General features: G+C 46.3%; 13 protein-coding genes. 6 read left to right on the top strand and 7 right to left on the bottom strand.

Annotation, left to right across the window (positions count from 1 at the left end; translation table 11 throughout):
* Positions 1 to 7 precede the first annotated feature (7 nt).
* The gene (locus NFI80_RS12035) at positions 8 to 664 is read left to right on the top strand and encodes a cell division ATP-binding protein FtsE (protein WP_409013383.1); all 657 of its coding nucleotides are present in this window, start codon (positions 8 to 10) and stop codon (positions 662 to 664) included.
* Positions 665 to 740: 76 nt separating this feature from the next.
* Here NFI80_RS12035 and porX read toward each other — a convergent pair whose 3' ends face one another.
* Together porX and kdsB are read right to left on the bottom strand one after the other, a co-directional pair.
* A complete protein-coding gene (porX, locus tag NFI80_RS12030) occupies positions 741 to 2,309 on the bottom strand; it encodes a T9SS response regulator signal transducer PorX (protein WP_026630896.1) in 1,569 nt (522 codons plus the stop codon).
* A 159-nt stretch (positions 2,310 to 2,468) separates the two neighbouring features.
* Positions 2,469 to 3,209 carry a 3-deoxy-manno-octulosonate cytidylyltransferase gene (kdsB, locus tag NFI80_RS12025; protein ID WP_233795748.1) on the bottom strand — a complete coding sequence of 247 codons (741 nt, stop codon included), beginning with the start codon at positions 3,207 to 3,209 and terminating at the stop codon, positions 2,469 to 2,471.
* A 55-nt stretch (positions 3,210 to 3,264) separates the two neighbouring features.
* Between kdsB and NFI80_RS12020 the strand changes: the two genes are divergently transcribed.
* From NFI80_RS12020 to NFI80_RS12005, 4 genes are read left to right on the top strand one after another with little or no spacing between them, the layout of a single operon-like run.
* The gene (locus NFI80_RS12020) at positions 3,265 to 4,053 is read left to right on the top strand and encodes a DUF4905 domain-containing protein (RefSeq protein WP_235162926.1); all 789 of its coding nucleotides are present in this window, start codon (positions 3,265 to 3,267) and stop codon (positions 4,051 to 4,053) included.
* A 3-nt stretch (positions 4,054 to 4,056) separates the two neighbouring features.
* Positions 4,057 to 5,100: a LysM peptidoglycan-binding domain-containing protein gene (locus NFI80_RS12015; protein WP_235162927.1), complete on the top strand. Its 1,044-nt coding sequence runs from the start codon at positions 4,057 to 4,059 to the stop codon at positions 5,098 to 5,100.
* A gap of 18 nt (positions 5,101 to 5,118) precedes the next feature.
* The gene (locus tag NFI80_RS12010; protein WP_035361453.1) at positions 5,119 to 5,331 is read left to right on the top strand and encodes a hypothetical protein; all 213 of its coding nucleotides are present in this window, start codon (positions 5,119 to 5,121) and stop codon (positions 5,329 to 5,331) included.
* Complete coding sequence (locus NFI80_RS12005) at positions 5,318 to 6,121, top strand: TIGR02757 family protein (RefSeq protein WP_235158335.1); 804 nt, start codon at positions 5,318 to 5,320, stop codon at positions 6,119 to 6,121. Before NFI80_RS12010 ends, NFI80_RS12005 begins: the two co-directional genes overlap by 14 nt.
* Before the next feature lie 77 nt (positions 6,122 to 6,198).
* On the opposite strand, the gene NFI80_RS12000 is transcribed toward NFI80_RS12005, so the two are convergent.
* The 4 genes from NFI80_RS12000 to NFI80_RS11985 form a co-directional block, all read right to left on the bottom strand.
* Positions 6,199 to 9,606 (bottom strand): ThuA domain-containing protein, encoded by a 3,408-nt coding sequence (locus NFI80_RS12000; protein WP_235162928.1) that lies wholly within the window; start codon positions 9,604 to 9,606, stop codon positions 6,199 to 6,201.
* Positions 9,607 to 9,697: 91 nt separating this feature from the next.
* Positions 9,698 to 10,750, bottom strand: coding sequence for a sugar phosphate isomerase/epimerase family protein (locus NFI80_RS11995; RefSeq protein WP_026630903.1), 1,053 nt, complete (start codon positions 10,748 to 10,750; stop codon positions 9,698 to 9,700).
* Between the two features lie 18 nt (positions 10,751 to 10,768).
* On the bottom strand, positions 10,769 to 11,914 hold the full coding sequence (locus NFI80_RS11990; RefSeq protein WP_026630904.1) for a Gfo/Idh/MocA family protein: 1,146 nt from the start codon (positions 11,912 to 11,914) through the stop codon (positions 10,769 to 10,771).
* Between the two features lie 38 nt (positions 11,915 to 11,952).
* A complete protein-coding gene (locus NFI80_RS11985) occupies positions 11,953 to 13,080 on the bottom strand; it encodes a Gfo/Idh/MocA family protein (protein ID WP_233796334.1) in 1,128 nt (375 codons plus the stop codon).
* A gap of 242 nt (positions 13,081 to 13,322) precedes the next feature.
* Between NFI80_RS11985 and NFI80_RS11980 the strand changes: the two genes are divergently transcribed.
* A complete protein-coding gene (locus tag NFI80_RS11980) occupies positions 13,323 to 14,561 on the top strand; it encodes an MFS transporter (RefSeq protein ID WP_235158337.1) in 1,239 nt (412 codons plus the stop codon).
* Between the two features lie 73 nt (positions 14,562 to 14,634).
* Here the strand turns inward: NFI80_RS11980 and NFI80_RS11975 are convergent, their stop codons facing one another.
* The gene (locus tag NFI80_RS11975; protein ID WP_235162929.1) at positions 14,635 to 17,043 is read right to left on the bottom strand and encodes an endonuclease MutS2; all 2,409 of its coding nucleotides are present in this window, start codon (positions 17,041 to 17,043) and stop codon (positions 14,635 to 14,637) included.
* Between the last annotated feature and the right edge of the window lie 96 nt (positions 17,044 to 17,139).

The raw sequence follows: 17,139 nt of genomic DNA, 5'->3' as shown, positions 1-17,139 counted from the left end.
AGAGCCAATTATCATACTGGATCGGGCAGATATTTATCAGGGTGAGCGGCCTGTTTTAAACGATGTACATTTTGAAATAAAAAACGGTGAGTTCGTCTACATGATCGGACGGACCGGAAGCGGAAAAAGTTCTCTTTTGAAGACGTTGTACGCGGACTTGTGGCTGCACACAGGATCTGCCAAAGTAGTTGGTTACGAGCTGCACAACATTAAAAGATCTGATATTCCGTTTCTCCGCCGTAAAATAGGCATTGTTTTTCAGGACTTTCAGTTGCTTTCCGATCGCTCTGTTGAGGATAACCTGTCATTTGTTTTAAAAGCAACTGGCTGGGACGATAAGGGCAAAATCTCAAAGCGCATTGCTGAGGTTTTAATGCAGGTAGGACTTGGAACTGCACAGAAAAGAATGCCTCACCAGCTTTCGGGCGGTGAGCAGCAGCGGGTCGTAATTGCCCGCGCCATGCTGAACGAGCCGCGGATACTGATCGCCGATGAGCCCACGGGTAATCTGGATCCGGAAGTAGCGGAGCAGATTATGCAGGTTTTTAAGACGATCAACAACGCTGGCGTCGCTATTCTGATGGCAACCCATAACCACGAATTCCTGAGGAAATTCCCGGCGCGTGTTTTGAAATGCGAGAACGGAAGTGTTATAGAAGGCTGATTGAAATAAGCCTGGAAAAGGAAAAGCATCCTGTCGAGCGACGGGATGCTTTTCCTTTTTTTATATGAACCTTAAATCACTTTGCAGTTAAATCAATGATCGGAATAATCATTTCTTCCAGCGACACGCCTCCGTGCTGGAATGTATCCCGGTACAAATTCACGTATTGATTATAGTTGTTCGGGTACGCAAAGAAATAATCTTCCTTGGTAAACACATAAGATGTAGAAACGTGTGGTTTTGGAAGGAAAATTCTTTCAGGCTTGCGGCACACCATCAGGTTTTTATCATCAAAGCCCAAATTCTTTCCGTGTTTGTAACGGAGGTTCGTATTCGTTTCACGATAACCAATGATTTTTACCGGTTTCTGAACGCGGATCATGCCGTGGTCCGTAGTCAGGATCAATCTGCATTTTTTCTCCGCCACCTTTTTAATGAAGTCCAAAAGTGGTGAATGCTGGAACCAGGATTTGGTAATAGACCTGTAAGCAGCCTCATCCGGCGCCAGTTCTTTTATCATCTGAACGTCCGTCCGTGCATGCGATAGCATATCCACAAAGTTGTAAACCACCACATTCAGCTGGTTATTCAGCATGTTGTTGAAGTTGTCAATCAATGCTTTACCCTGGTTGGCGTTCAGGATTTTGTGATAGGAGCTTTTTACGTTATTAAGGTGGTTCATTTCCAGCTGCTTTTGCAGGAAGTCATGCTCGTGATTGTTCAATCCCTCTTCACCTTCGGGCGTATTTTCGTCACTTACCCACCATTGCGGATGCTTACGCTCCATTTCGCTCGGCATAAGGCCTGAGAAAATCGCATTACGGGCATATCCGGTCGTTGTAGGCAGGATCGAGTAGTAGGAAGACTCTTCCTCAATGTTGAAATATTCCTGCAAAATCGGCTGGATCATTTTCCATTGGTCATAACGGAAATTATCAATCAGCAGGAAAAACAATGGTTCATCCGATCCCTTAAGATGCGGGAAAACCTTTTGTTTCATCAATTGATGTGACAAAATAGGCTTATCCGAACGCGGATCGTTCAGCCATTCCTCGTATTCGTCTTCAATGAATTTGCAGAAATTAGCATTCGCCTCGCTTTTTTGCATGCTGAAAACCTCCGCCATACCTTGGTCTTCGGAGCTTTCCAGTTCCAACTCCCAGTAAATCAGCTTTTTATAAATATCCGCCCATTCTTCATGTCCAATCCGGTCCTGATATTGCATTGCCAGGTTCCGGAATTCCTGCTGGTAACTTAATGTCGTTTTTTCAGTAACGAGTCTTTTATTGTCCAGGATCTTCTTTACAGAAAGTAATATTTGGTTGGGATTCAGTGGTTTGATCAAGTAGTCATCGATTTTGGAACCGATGGCATCTTCCATAATATGCTCTTCCTCACTCTTTGTAATCATCACAACAGGCAAATTCGGCTGTTGCTGTTTTATTTGTGCCAATGTTTCGAGGCCGGTCATACCCGGCATCATTTCGTCCAGAAAAACAATGTCAAACCGGTCATTTTCAATGCGGTCCAGTGCATCGGCGCCGCTGTTAACAGGCGTAACACTATAACCTTTATTGGTCAAAAACATGATATGTGGTTTGAGAAGATCTATTTCGTCATCTGCCCAAAGAATGTTATATTGCATAGATACGTTTTTTCAATTGTTGTTAATAAAATCACTACAAGGGTAACGCCCCAGTTTGAACGGGTCGTATAAAAATACCCATTTTAACGTTTTTTAAGAGAATAAAATCTGAAAGCGCGCTGCCTAAAAAGTTACAAATAGCGTTCCAGATGCCGGTATTTAAAGCAAAAACTTTCTGCTTACGCGAATCAGGTCCTCAGGCGTATCTACGCCATGAGAGTCGTCAGAAGTGATCACCGCTTTGATTGCATAACCATTTTCCAGCCACCGAAGTTGCTCCAGTGCTTCTGCTTTTTCGAGCGAGGAAACGGGTAATTTAGTGATTTCCGCAAGGACGTCCGCCCGGTAAGCGTAGATGCCTATATGTTTGTAAAATGTATGAGCGCCAAGCCATTGGCCCGATTCCGGGTTGCGTAAATAAGGGATTGTTTGCCTGCTGAAATACAGGACTTCGTTGCGTTTGTTCAGAACGGCTTTGGGTACATTGTGATTGAAAAGGATTTCATCGCTGTCAATCACTTTGACAAGCGTTGCGAGTTCCACTTCACCATTCAATGCTTCTGCCAGATTATCAATGGGTTCGGGGCTGATAAATGGCTCGTCGCCCTGGATGTTGATCACATATTCGTATATGCCATCCGTTTTGGAAAGTGCTTCGAAACACCGGTCTGTCCCGCTCTGGTGAGCGCTGTCCGTCATAATGGCCTTGCCGCCGAAATCCACAACATGGTTAAAGATTCTTTCGTCATCCGTGGCAACAATTACCTGATCGAGTTGTGTAGCTTTGGACGATTGTTCATAAACCCGCTGGATCATGCTTTTTCCGCCTATATCAACCAGTGCTTTGGCTGGAAAACGGGTGGAAGCGTAGCGGGCAGGGATTATTCCTAATATTCGCACGAGGTCGGTTGGTCTATATTTTTGTTGAATTTTGTTTCAAAATAAAGCTAAAAAATTGCAAAAGGTCTTTTCTCAACGGTTTTTACAAAATATCTGGCGGATTTTACCCAACGCCGATCCCGACAGCGATCTCTGGGTGGTAGAGTTGCGCGACACGACATTGAAAAAAGTATCATTTTGTGTCATTGATACGGCACAAATGACACAGCTGTGGCATCATTCGCCCGACGAAGCTGATTGGTGGAGTTCCCTGACCGCATTTTCCCAGAACAGCATTTTCCTGCACAATTATCGCTATCCGGATATTCCCGAACCCACCGACTTGCTGGCATTCTCAGCCACCGACGGGCATTTTCGGTGGGCCTTACCCGGACATTTAATGGTAAGGCAGCTGGATTCCAGGCATATAGAAGTCGCAACCAAGTCGGGAGAGCAGTTTATTCATAAAGAATGTAATGTGGAGACAGCTGCAACCGCGTCGCTGAAAGAAAATTATGGGCCGCAAATGGAAAAAGTAATTTTACAGGAACCGGTTCGTTACAGGAAGGACAGCGTTTATTTCCAAAAGCTGGCCTCATTTATCCGTGAAATAACCAACGGGCATGAAGCCGTAACGATTGATTATTTGGAGAAAAGACCCTATATAATGTTTTCTTATTATATTTACGATCGGGATAAATCAGTTCAATACCTCCTCATTGTGACGGATCAAAGGCAGTTGGTTTTACATGAACAACTATCTGAAGAACGCGAAGGAATGGGCCGCTCAACGATGATGTTAAAAGCATCTACATTGGTTTATCTTAAAAATAACAACGAGTTTTCGAGTCTAACACTTTCATAATAAATGAAATACATTTTTTGCCTGACCATTTTGTTAGGTTTGTTGACAGGTATGAGTGAGGCCCGGTCAAACGGGAGTTATAAGGTTGACTCCGTTGGGGTCGAAAGAGTGGGAGGTAAGATTTTCGTTCTGCATAGGGTAAACCAGGGGCAGACCATGTTTGCGGTGGTCCGTCAGTATGGCACTTCCATTCAGGCGCTTCGCGAGGCTAATCCCGGTATGGCTGATCAGATCCAGTCGGGACAAACGATAAGGGTGCCTTACACGCCGAAAACCAGCAAGAAGGATTCGAAAAAGGAAGACAAGAAAGAGGATAAAAAAGAAGCAAAAGCTGAGGCGAAGGAGGTAAAACCGACTGTAACCACACCGGCTGCTGCCACACCTGCTCCCACAGCACCCGCCGCTGTAACACCCGCTGCACCGGCACCCACAACAACATCTGCACCAACTGCCAGCGCAACCGTCGCTGCGCCAGCCAACGGCATACACAAAGTTGAACCAGGTGAAACGCTTTACCGTGTTGCAGTAAAATACGGCGTATTAATGGCCGATCTGAGAAAGTGGAACAACCTGGCCGACGACAATCTGAAAGACGGACAGGAGCTGATTGTCAGCGAGAAAGCACCAGAAAAGCCGGCTCCGACGGTTGCTGCGCCTGCGCCAAAGGTTACTACTACAACCACTGTGGTAAAGGATTCTGTAAAGGCAAAAGCCATTGTTCCTGAGAAAGTAGTAAAGCCGGTTGAAGAAGTTGCGCCTCCAAAAGTCGTAAAGGGCAAGAAGAAATCAGAATCCGGTCTTGCGGAAGTGATCGAGACGGATGAAAGCACCAGCAAATTTCTGGGCTTGCACCGCACCGCTCCTGTGGGCGCTTTGGTGGAGGTTTTGAATGAATATAATCAGGAAAAAATCATTGTACGCATCATTGGCCGTATTCCCGATACGAGCATTAACGATGATATTGTAATCAAGTTATCTTCAAGGGCTTTTGAAAAAGTTTCGCCTAACAGCAAACGATTCCGGGCAGTTGTGAGTTATCTTGAATAAGCATCCCACATCAACATTATGAAGCATTTACCTCAATTTCGTTCAAAAAGAGAAGAGGAGCGAGCAGCACTGAAAAACACAACCGGCTATAAATTATGGAGCGTGATGTTCACGATTCTCTATCCGTTTATTGCCATCTTTACCTTCTTGTTTTCGGGCATCATTATGTTTTTTTCGGGTATTTCAAAAGTTTTGGCTTACCTGTTCGGAGGAAGCCATGCACGGCACTGAGGTTATCATCCCTACATTTTCATCATTCGTCACGGATTTACTGGAAGAAAAGGCTGAGCAATATAATCAGCCCGCATTCATTCCTATGGACCCGATCAGCATTCCGCATTCATTTTCTGTAAAACAGGACATTGAGATTATGGGCTTTTGGGCGGCTGTGCTTGCCTGGGGACAACGAAAAACGATTATTAATAAATGTCACGAATTGTCTGCGCTGATGGATGGCGCACCTTACGACTTCGTTCTGAATCACACAGAAAGCGACCTAAAACCATTCCTGCATTTTAAACACCGCACATTCAACTCGACGGATACGCTTTATTTCCTGCATTTTTTCCAACAGTATTACCGCCAGCATGAATCGCTTGAATTTGCATTCAGCAGCCATATGCAGGAAGGCGAAGAAACTATTGAAAACGCATTAATAGGTTTTCATAATTTATTCCGCGACTCGGAGGACTTCCCAACCAGAACGGCCAAACACATTGCCACACCACTAAGAAAATCCTCCTGCAAGCGCCTGAACATGTTCCTGCGCTGGATGGTCAGGAAAGACGACAAAGGCGTAGACTTTGGCATCTGGAACACCATTAAACCATCCCAGCTAGTCTGCCCCTGCGACGTCCACGTGGACCGCGTCGCACGACTGCTAGGCCTCATCAAACGCCCGCTCACCGACTGGCAAACCGCCAAAGAGCTCACCGCATCATTAAAGCAACTAAGCCCGGAAGATCCCGTGAAGTATGATTTCGCGCTTTTTGGGTTAGGGATTGAGGGATTTGCGAAGTGATTTTTTCCTGTACAAAATAAAAAAATGCTGGCTCCATCTCGAAGCCAGCATTTTTTATTTAAATCAACATCAAAACCTTACATCGCTGCGCTATCGAACTTTATCCATTCGATTCCGAAAAGCGGTTTCGGGCCTGCTGAGGAGTTTCTGAACACGAAAAATAGCTTGTGCATCTTGTTGTCTGCCGGCGCTTTAATAGCAATGTTGATGGTTTCGGCCTTATCAACCTTTCCTTCGCCAACTTTTGGTCCGGCAACACCATCGAGGTGAATTTCAAGTATTCCGCCTGCTGTCCGTTCCGCAACCGAAGTAACGGCCACCGACAGATTTGAAATTCCACTCAGATCAATGTCATCAAATGTGATGAAACTGCCGTTTTTTGTTCCAATGACCATTTCACCGCTCTTTTCATTTTTGAATTTGAAAATGTTGCTGGTGCTGTCTGCCGCGTTCGCCAGCAATGTTGCAGGACGCAATGCAATCGTTTTTGAGCCGGTTAATGGTCCCATGGCTGCGCTCCCCTTGTCGGTATAGCTGGCCGTGAAAATGTACGAACCGTCTTTTTTCTTGGCTTCGGTCACATAACTGCTTTTGAGCGGCTTTTTATCCACCACTTTTTCCTTCGCCAGGGAAAGAATGTATTTCACCATTTCTTCCGCTTCTTCCGGCTTATGCTGCGGATGCGCTGCCATAGCCTGCTCTCCCCAAACACCGCCACCGCCTCTGATCACCTTGTCAGCCAGTGTTTTAACCGAGTTGCGTTCTTTTTCATAGCGTTTTGCTACTTCTATGTAAGCCGGTCCGATCGATTTCTTATCAATCGAATGGCAAGCCTTGCAATCGCTCAGCTCGATCAGCCGTTTGCCCGTTTCAAAACCTGTATTCGCAACGTGGCCCTGTGCCAATTGCGTTTTATCAAAGCCTTCCAGATAATTGATGGTCAATGTTACCTCATCTTCCGGAATCTTCTTGTCGGCCAGGCTTCCGTCTTCCTTATCCGCAACGGAAACTTCGTAGTTTACAGGTTTATCATTCCAATAGAAAGTCTTGTTTCCCTTGATGGCCACATCCACTTTTGGAATCGCATTGCCAGCTTTCACAGTTACTTCAGAAGTGTTCGAATTGCCGGCGCTGTCCGTCACTTTCAAAATCGCGATGTACTCACCTGGTTTTGCATAAGTGAAGCTTGGATTGGCAACCGTGCTTTTTGGAAATCCTTTACCAAACGTCCATTCATATTTCACCGCATCGCCGTCATGATCGATAGAGCCTTTTGACGAGAAATTAACTTTTAAAGGAACCGCTCCCACTGTATTTGTAGCAGTTGCTAATGCAACCGGAACGCGGTTTCCTGCATTGTAAGTAATGTGCGACAAGCTCGCCTCATCATTTTGTGCAAACCAGTTCGGGCCGTATTCCAATGTATACAATGAGCCGTCATTAGCAAACTGCATATCAATCGGGTGACTGAATTTCGTATTAGGCAGGAAGCGCTCAATGTTCTGCAAATCACCCTGCTCATTCATGGTTACAACATTAATGTAATCACGGATCCAGTCGTAAGAGAAGAATTTGCCACTATAATAACCAGGGAATTTGCTCTTGCTATCCTGAAAATCAGCAGCATAGTAAACAGGGCCAGCCATTGCATTACGGCCGCCTTTGCCTACAATAGCGCCAAAGTCAGGTGAATCGGCATATGGGTAGTAAATGTATGCAGGCTGCGCAGGCGGAAGTTCCTGTAAACCAGTGTTATGCGGTGAATTGTTGATAGGCTTAGCCGGATCGAACGGTTTTCCCGACGTGCTGTCCGCAAAATTGAATTCGACGTATGGCTTATTGTCAGCAATAAACAGCGGATAACCGAAGTAGCCTGCTTTTCTTGCCTGGTTAACCTCGTCATAACCGCGCGGGCCGCGTTTTGGATCATCATTGGATGCATCCGGGCCTACGTCACCCCAATACAAATAACCGGTATGCTGATCCACTGAAATACGATACGGGTTTCTCGTTCCCATAACATAAATCTCTGGTCTGGCTTTCGGGTCTCCGGGAGGAAACAGGTTTCCTTCCGGAATGTCGTACAAGTTGGTCCCGCCCGGCATGTTCGCACGACGATCGCCATATCTTGGCTTGATCCTGAGCACCTTACCACGCAAGGAATTCGTGTTTGACGAGGTATGGCGACCATCCCAGCCTTCACGTCCCGGCCGTCCGTCGATTGGTCCATAACCATTTGATTGGAAGGGGTTTACGTCATCACCCGTAGACAAATACAGATTGCCCTTTGCATCCCAGGCGATAGAACCTCCCGTATGGCAGCAATCATTTCTTTTCACAGGCACAGTCAGCAAAACTTCCTCGGTTGAAAGCAGCAATGTGTCTTTTACATCATCGTATTTGAAGCGCGACAAATGCTGAGCAGTGTCTTTTTCAGTTGAAGGCGGCGAATAGTAAAGGTAAACCAGCTTGTTGGTCTTGAAATTAGGATCAATGTTTAATCCCATTAAGCCATATTCTTGTTTGATATAAACCGGAACATCAGCGACAACCTTGATCTTACCTGTTTTCGGATTATAAAGTTTAAGCTTCCCTTTACGCTCACTTAACAAAACGCGTTGATCGTCAAGCACAACAAGCTCGGTTGGCTCGTCCAGTTTTGTTGCCAGCACTTTCTTGGTGAAGCGGTTTTCTTCGGGACGGGATTTTGAATAATCCAGCTTGGAAGCCATGACGTAATTCAAGCCGCCGGTTAAATGTTTTACAAAAACGGGGTTAACGAATGTTGCGTCCTCATGGCCGAAATTGGTATAAAATGCCTTTCCACCGTCGTATTCGTGGTACCATGACATGGGATGGTCATCGCCCATTTTGCCGTCTTTGTAAGACTTTTCATCGATCTTAACCAGCACATTCACTTTCGGATTGAAGTTTTTGAAATCATAAAACTCATCCTTAATCTTCCATTTTTTAGGAAAATCGGTCATGGATTCGTGCTTGTCATTCACCACATAAGCCTCACCTTCCTGCACATTCGGATTGCCCGGATGGCTCAGGAATTGCGCGCCTGCCAGCTTGTTATACCACGGCCATTCATATTCTGTGTCCGTAGACGCGTGAATGCCCAGATAACCACCGCCAGCCTGAATGTAACGTTCAAATGCATCCTGCTGCTTGTCGTTCAGGATGTCGCCTGTTGTATTCAGGAAAACGACAGCGCTGTATTTTTGCAAGTTTTTTTCATTGAAAACAGAGGAATTCTCTGTTGTATCCACTGCAAAGCCCTTCTCTTTGCCCAGCTTAATAAGCGCCGTCCGTCCGGCCGGGATCGATGCATGTCGGAAGCCTGCCGTTTTTGAGAAAACAAGCACCCGCTTTTCAGGGGTCACCGTTTGCGCGGTTGCATTTACACAAAAACAGGCCATAGCCACAATGCCAATCTTCCGCAGCTGTTTTGGTAAAATTTGATTTAAAAAATTACTCATTCTTAGAGTCATAATGGGGTTAACTGATATAGCAAAAAAACCTATCTTCCATAAGGAAAATAGGTTTTCAATATACTTGTGAAGTCGACAATTAAAGTCCTAACACCTTGCGGTTGAATGCCTCATCGGCACCGGTTCCGGCAAAATCGTCAAATGCTTTGGTTGTAACTTCAATAATATGGCTCTCAATAAACGGTGCGCCTTCCGCAGCTCCCTGAACGGGTGACTTAATGCAGCATTCCCATTCCAAAACCGCCCAGCTATCATAATCATACTGAGATAATTTCGAGAAAATGCTGTTAAAATCAACCTGACCATCGCCTAATGAGCGGAAACGTCCCGCACGATCGGCCCAGCCAGCAAAACCGCTGTAAACGCCTTGCTTACCGGTTGGATTGAATTCCGCGTCTTTTACGTGGAACGCTTTGATGCGGTCGTGGTAAAGGTCGATGAATTGCAGATAATCCAATTGCTGCAAGACAAAATGGCTTGGATCATAGTTAATGTTGGCGCGCGTATGGCCGTCCAGATAGTCAACAAACATTTCGAATGTTGAGCCATCGAACAAGTCCTCGCCCGGGTGCAGCTCATAGCATACATCCACGCCGTTCTCGTCATAAACATCCAGGATCGGTTTCCAGCGCGCTGCCAGTTCTTTAAATGCAGTCTCAACCAAACCGGCAGGGCGTTGCGGCCATGGGTAAAGGAATGGCCACGCCAATGCGCCTGAGAATGTTGCACTGGCTTTCAAACCCAGGTTTGCGCTCGCTTTGGCAACATATTTCAAATGCTGCGTTGCCCATTCTGCACGTGCTTTTGGGTTATTCCGAACTTCCGGAACCGCAAAACCGTCATACATTTCATCATACACCGGGTGCGAAGCAACCAATTGTCCGATAATGTGAGACGCCAGTTCAGTGATTTCCAAGCCTTTATCAGCCAGCTTTCCTTTCAGCTCATCCGCATAGGTCTGCGATTCAGCAGCCTGCTTCACATCAATCACACGCGGATCCCAGGTAGGAAGCTGCAAGCCTTTATAGCCCAACCCCGCCATGTAATCAGCGATAGAATCCAATGAATTAAACGGAGCCTCATCGCCCAAAAACTGGGCAAGAAAGATTCCAGGTCCTTTTATTGTTTTCATAATGTTATTGATTCAAAATTAAATAGTTACCCAAGCCTGTGCTTTGTTGCTTTCCAGGATTTTTTCGCAGATCAGCAGTTCGCGGTAGCCGTCTGCGAAGGTTGGGAATGTTGGTTTTTCTGGTTGTTTGCCTTCTGCGATGGCGGCGTACACTTCTTTGAACATTTGTTTTGAAGTGTCCGGGAAGCCTTCGTTGTGTCCGCCCGGGAAAGTGATGGTGGAGCGAACGTCTTCATTCACCAGAGACGGGTCCCGCATCAGGATTTCATTGGCTTTGTCACGGTTTCCGATCCACATTTCGTTGGGAGATTCTGAGCACCAGCTGAATGTTTTCTTCGAACCGGAAATTTCCAGGCTCATGCGGTTTTTACGGCCGGCGGAAACTTGTGAAACGGTGATAACCCCTTTGTTACCATTATCAAAACGAAGCAAAACGTTCGCATGATCTTCGGTTGTAATGGGGACGTCTGCGTAATCTTCCGGCTGTAACATTTTGCCTGAATAAGTTTCAACGGCTTTAAGCGGTTTTTTACGCGTTTTATGAACGGTGTTGAAATCGGCCATAACGGCAACGGTTTTCAATCCCGTAATGTATTCGAGAATATCCATTAAGTGCGAGCCAATGTCGGCAATCGCGCGGGAATCGCCGGATTTGTCCGGTTCAAGGCGCCAGTTGTAATCGGTTTGGTAAAACAGCCAGTCTTGCAGGTAAGAACCGATGAAAGAATAAATTTCCCCCAATTCCCCTTTTTCACGCATGGATTTCATCTGGCGCGCCAGAGGGTAATAACGCAAATTAAAGTGAACTGCATTAACCAAGCCAGTTTCAGCAGCCAGTTTTACCAGTTCCTCTGCTTCATGCAGGTCCTTAGCAAGTGGTTTTTCACAAATAACATGTTTCCCGGCAAGCAATGCGGCTTTTGACTGGGAATAGTGAAGAAAGTTTGGTGTACAAATGTGAATGGCCTGAATGTCATCTTGTTTCAGTAATTCATCAAATGTGTAGGAACGGGCGATTCCGAGTCCATCTGCTTTTTCTTTTGCAAGCTCAGCGGTTACTTCGCAAAGTGCAGCAACTTCTACATTGGGAAGACGTCTCAAAGCTTCGATGTGTGCGGGCCCAATGAAGCCGGTTCCGACAACGCCAACTTTAATTTTGTTCATAAAACGGGTATTGAATGAAAAGGTGAAAAAAGATTAGATCAGAAATTTGTCCATTTGGTATCCGAAGCATTTGATGCTATGACGGCATCAATGAACTTCATACCCCTAAGGCCATCCTGTGCCGACGGGAAATCATAAACGGGATCAGCTTTGCCGCCTTCCCAGTATGCTCTCAAATGGATGGCAAAATTGCGGTATAGGTTCGCAAATGCCTCAAAATAGCCTTCCGGGTGACCTGCGGGAATGCGGGTGTGCACCTGAGCGGCTTTGGATAAGTTACCTACACCGGTGCGGATGATCCGTGCGCCCTGGTTGGTTTTGTGGATCAATGTGTTCGGATCCAGCTGCTTCCATTGCAAGCCTCCTGTTTCGCCGTAAACACGAATGTTCAAGTCATTTTCTTCGCCGTTGGCAATCTGGCTGTTTTGCAGAATTCCTTTTGCACCATTGTCGAAACGCAGCAGTACATGCGCATCGTCGTCCAGTAAGCGGCCTTCCACGAAAATCGTCAGATCGGCACAAACCTGAGTGATTTTCAGCCCGGTAATGTATTCGGCCAGGTTTTCGGCATGTGTTCCAATGTCGCCTAAGCCGCCTGCAGCGCCTGAGCGTTTTGGGTCAGTTCTCCATGCAGCCTGCTTGTTACCAGTCACTTCCACCAATGTTGCCAGCCAGCCTTGCGGATATTCCACAATCACTTTCCGGATCTTGCCGATAGCACCCGAAGCGATCATATGTTTCGCCTCTTTGACCATAGGATAACCTGTATAATTGTGGGTAAGGCAGAAAATCAAGCCAGTTTTTTCAACCAATGCTGTAATTTCCTCCGCTTCCTCCGTATTTAATGTAATTGGCTTATCGCAAACGACGTGAAAACCGTTTTCAAGGGCTAGTTTAGTAGGGGCCTTGTGCATGTGGTTGGGCGTTACAATGGCCACAAAATCCATGCGTTCTCCTTCGGGAAGCTCTTTTTCTTTGAGGATCATCTCCTCGAAATCGTTGTATAATCTATCCTCCGGCAAATATAAGGCTCTGCCCGTCTCTTTCGATTTGGAAGGATCGGAACTGAACACACCACAAACCAGCTCTATTTCTCCATCCATAATAGCAGCACGGCGATGGACGCCGCCTATAAAGGCATCAAGCGATCCGCCCACCATACCCATCCTAATCTTTCTTGACATTCCAGTTGGTTTAAAGTTTTGAAAAGATTTATAACATGTTAAAGAGTAGTATAGATGACTCTTACTTCTTACAAATATAATTTTAACACTTAAAAAACACTTCCCGGGCATAACTAAATGCAGTAGAAAAAGCGTTTATTTGTTTTTTCTGTGAAATTCTTACATAAAAACAGCAGTCTCCATAAGGTTAATCATCCATTTAAATAACAAACCCTTTTAGTCTCATGACTCAAACAATTAATAGCGACAGGCTTTTTAATGCTAGTTGTTTTGCTCTTATTACCACCGCTTTTTCTTTCAGTATCCGGGCGGGTATTCTTCCACAGCTGGGGGATGAATTTGGCCTGACTGCGGAGCAGCTTGGGTTTATTAACCTTATGTTTTTCCTCGGTTTTCCCTTGTCCATGATCATTGGCGGACTTGTTTACCACACAGTGGGCCCAAAAATCATCATGCAGATTGCATTTGTCTGCCACGTAATCGGCATTCTTCTTACCATATATGCAGGCGGTTATACCGGCCTTTTGATCTCGACATTTTTTATTGGAATTGGAAACGGGTGTACGGAAGCGGCCTGTAACCCAATGATAGCGGACACTTACGAAGGTTTGAAAATGAATAAGATGCTCAACCGTTTCCACATGTGGTTCCCGGGCGGAATCGTTGTAGGAAGCTTGATATCTAAATTTATGACCGATGCGAACCTGGGATGGCAGGCGCAAATCTGGGTGATTATGATCCCGGCTGTGATTTATGCATTCTTGTTCTGGGGACAGGCATTTCCTAGACCTCACGTTGCAGGTGTAACTTCTATCGGCGAAAACCTGAAAGCAATGGCCTCGCCTTTGTTCATATTTATATTCCTTTGCATGATGCTAACGGCTATTTCTGAGTTCGGGCCACAGCAATGGACTGGTTTGATCATGAGCAAAAGCGGCGCAAGTCCAATGCTTATTCTTGCGCTCGTAACAGGCTTAATGGCTTTGATCCGCTTCTTCGCTGCGCCAATCGTGAAAGTACTTGGCGCAACAGGGATCCTTTGGGGCTCGTCTGTCCTGGCGGCTATCGGAATCTATTTGTTCAGCACGGTAACAGGCGGAGCGGCTTATGCGGCAGCGGTTATCTTCGCGATGGGCGTGGGCCTTTTCTGGCCAACAATGATTGGTTTTATTGCACAGAATGTTCCGCTTAGCGGCGCGTTGGGAATGTCCATCGTAGGTGGTGTGGGTATGTTCTCAACTGCGATCTGGCAGCCTGTTATCGGTAAATGGCTTGATGATGCGAAAGCTGAAAAAATTGCAGCAGGTCTTACAGGTGATGAAATGGAACTGGCAGCCGGTCAGGCGACGCTTAGCACCATGATCATTTTCCCTGCGATTTTGATCGTTGCATTCGGGATTTTGTTCTTCTGGATGAAAGGCAGACGTTCAACAACCACAACTACGGCGGCTGCAGCACATTAATTTTGCTGGGCTTATAAAATAGGAGAGGGTGCCGGAAGGCACCCTCTTTTTGTTGCTATGCTGTCAATAAACGCTATTTCAACTTCACAATGGTAACACCCGCCCCGCCGCGGTCCGGATGCTCGTCCTGCATGCCGGAAACTTGCGAGTAACCCCTCAAATGGTTCCTGACCAACGTCCTGAGTATTCCGTCGCCTTTACCGTGTACGATGCGCAGTTCGTCGTAGCCGAGCATGATGGCGTTGTCCATGAATTGGTCCACAAGCCCCAATGCTTCTTCCCCGCGTTTGCCGCGCATATCCAGATTGAAACTGAAATTGAGCATACGCTCATTCAAATCAACGCCCTTAGCACTGGTTTTCAACTTCTTTTCGCCTGTTGTGGCTTTGTAAGTTTTGTTGGAAACCTTTTCCAATCGATTCAGCTTAATGGTAGATTTCAGGTCACCGATCCGCACTTCGGCGTCTTTTCCTCTTAATCCAATGACCTCACCAATAGCCGTTTGGCCCACAATCCGGACATAACTGCCAGGGATAATGTCGCCGCTTTCGGGTTCGAAAATGTCCTCTGCCGGTGCCGGTTCGGTCACTTGTTCCAGTTCGAGGTTTTTCTTGCCAAATTTTTCAAGCTCGACCCTTACTGTCTTTGTTTTTTCCTTTTCGGCCTTATTTTCTTTAATCTCCCGGATCGTGTTTTCAATCAGCTGGTTAGCGTCAGAAATGAGCGTTTTAGCTTTTTGCTTTGCCTCGTTAACGATCTTTTTCTCATTGTTATCCAGCTTTTCTTTCAGTGCCGTGTAGTCGGCAAGTTGTTTGGCCAGCTTGCGCTCCTTAATGCCGACTTCAATGTTCTTTTCGGCGAAAACCCGTCTTTCAATGTCGAGCTCTTTCAACAGTTTTTCAAAATTCACCTGCTGCGTTCCCAGCTTTTCCTTCGCCCGGTCAACCACAGCATTCGGCAGCCCTATTTTGGAAGCGATTTCAAATGCAAAAGAACTGCCGGGCCTTCCTATTTCGAGTTGATAAAGCGGCTCCAAGTGCTCACCGTCAAAACGCATGGCACCATTCACAAGGCCTTCGGTTTTGTCCGCGAGCACTTTCAGGTTGGTATAATGCGTATTGATGACGCCATATGCACCTGATTTGGTCAGGTTTTCCAGGATTGCTTCCGCTATTGCTCCGCCTAGTCCCGGCTCCGTTCCGGTTCCGAATTCATCGATCAGGAAAAGCGTGCGCCTGTTGGCCATGGCCAGGAAATGGCGCATGTTTGTAAGATGTGAACTGTATGTACTCAGGTCATTTTCAAGTGATTGCTCATCACCGATATCAATGAAAATGTTTTGGAAAAAACCCATTGTAGAACCTTCTGCAACCGGCACCAGCAAGCCGCATTGGAACATATATTGGATCAAACCCACTGTTTTCAACGACACCGATTTTCCACCTGCATTTGGCCCGGAAACAATGAGTATGCGTTGCTTTTCCTGCAATTCAATGTTAAGCGGAACCACTTTCTTGCCTTGTTTTTGGAAAGAAAGATGTAATAACGGGTGCCTTGCATCGCGCCAGTCTATGAACTGCTTATTAAAAAAGGGCGGGTTAATCGCACTCATTTCAGCAGCGAGCTTTGCTTTGGCCCTCAGGAAATCCATCAGCCCCAAAAAGCCATAGGCCTTTTGCAGATCCGGGACGTAAGGACGGAGCTGTGCCGTAAGTTCGAGTAGAATCCGGTTAATCTCGCGGCGTTCCTCGTATTCCAGTTCACGGATCTCGTTATTGGATTCGAAAACATCCGTTGGTTCAATGAATACGGTTTGCCCGGTGGCCGACTCGTCGTGCACGAATCCCCGCAGCTTACGCTTGTGCTCAGCAGCAACCGGAATAACCATCCGGCCATTGCGTATGGTGAGTGAAACATCGTCGCCAACCCAGCCATTGCTCCGTGCCGATTTCAGGATCGTATCCAGCTTCTTGCGAATGCCCGCCTGTTCGGATATAAGCCTTTTTCTGATGCGCGATAATTCCGATGAAGCCGAATCGCGGATCTGCCCCCGATCATCAATAATGCGGTCAATGGCGTCCGTAATGGCCTTGTCGACGCGGATTGTTTTGGCATACTCACCCAGGATCGGGTAAGCTTCCGGCTCTTCATTTGCGAAAAAGCGAAGGCAAAGTCTGATAGTGAGCAGCGAAACTTTAATATCAGAAAATTCGGCCTGCGTGAGCAGCATTCCCTCAATGGCCGCGCGTTTCAGAAAGGAAGTGGCGTCAATGTAATTTTGAGAAGGGAAATTTTCACCGATCTGCATAATCTTCTGCATTTCAGCAGTTTGGCTTACCAGTTTTTCGACAAGCCCGAAATTTTCCGAAAACTTGATTTTCTCAACGTAACTTTGTCCGAGCGGGCTTATGCAAGCTTCTTTGAGCCGCTCCCGCAGCTTGTCGAAGCCTAATTTTTGTTCTAATGTATTGGGATAAAGCATTTTTTATGGCTATCAGCCTGCGGTAATCCGCTTTCGGCCTGAAATATTGTAAAACATAACGCAATCCGACAGCCATGACCCGACAGCCGGTTGCTT

This window comes from Dyadobacter chenhuakuii, from assembly GCF_023821985.2.
GTDB classification, from domain to species: Bacteria; Bacteroidota; Bacteroidia; order Cytophagales; family Spirosomataceae; genus Dyadobacter; species Dyadobacter chenhuakuii.
The sequence above is the reverse complement of the archived record's forward strand: the minus strand, read 5'-3'. Positions and strand labels throughout refer to the sequence as shown.

Excerpts from the sequence above, each read along its gene's own strand:
- porX (WP_026630896.1), bottom strand. The coding sequence starts at position 2,309 with ATGCAATATAACATTCTTTGGGCAGATGACGAAATAGATCTTCTCAAA.
- NFI80_RS12015 (WP_235162927.1), top strand. The coding sequence starts at position 4,057 with ATGAAATACATTTTTTGCCTGACCATTTTGTTAGGTTTGTTGACAGGT.
- NFI80_RS12010 (WP_035361453.1), top strand. The coding sequence starts at position 5,119 with ATGAAGCATTTACCTCAATTTCGTTCAAAAAGAGAAGAGGAGCGAGCA.
- NFI80_RS12005 (WP_235158335.1), top strand. The coding sequence starts at position 5,318 with ATGCACGGCACTGAGGTTATCATCCCTACATTTTCATCATTCGTCACG.
- NFI80_RS12000 (WP_235162928.1), bottom strand. The coding sequence starts at position 9,606 with ATGAGTAATTTTTTAAATCAAATTTTACCAAAACAGCTGCGGAAGATT.
- NFI80_RS11995 (WP_026630903.1), bottom strand. The coding sequence starts at position 10,750 with ATGAAAACAATAAAAGGACCTGGAATCTTTCTTGCCCAGTTTTTGGGC.
- NFI80_RS11990 (WP_026630904.1), bottom strand. The coding sequence starts at position 11,914 with ATGAACAAAATTAAAGTTGGCGTTGTCGGAACCGGCTTCATTGGGCCC.
- NFI80_RS11985 (WP_233796334.1), bottom strand. The coding sequence starts at position 13,080 with ATGGGTATGGTGGGCGGATCGCTTGATGCCTTTATAGGCGGCGTCCAT.
- NFI80_RS11980 (WP_235158337.1), top strand. The coding sequence starts at position 13,323 with ATGACTCAAACAATTAATAGCGACAGGCTTTTTAATGCTAGTTGTTTT.
- NFI80_RS11975 (WP_235162929.1), bottom strand. The coding sequence starts at position 17,043 with ATGCTTTATCCCAATACATTAGAACAAAAATTAGGCTTCGACAAGCTG.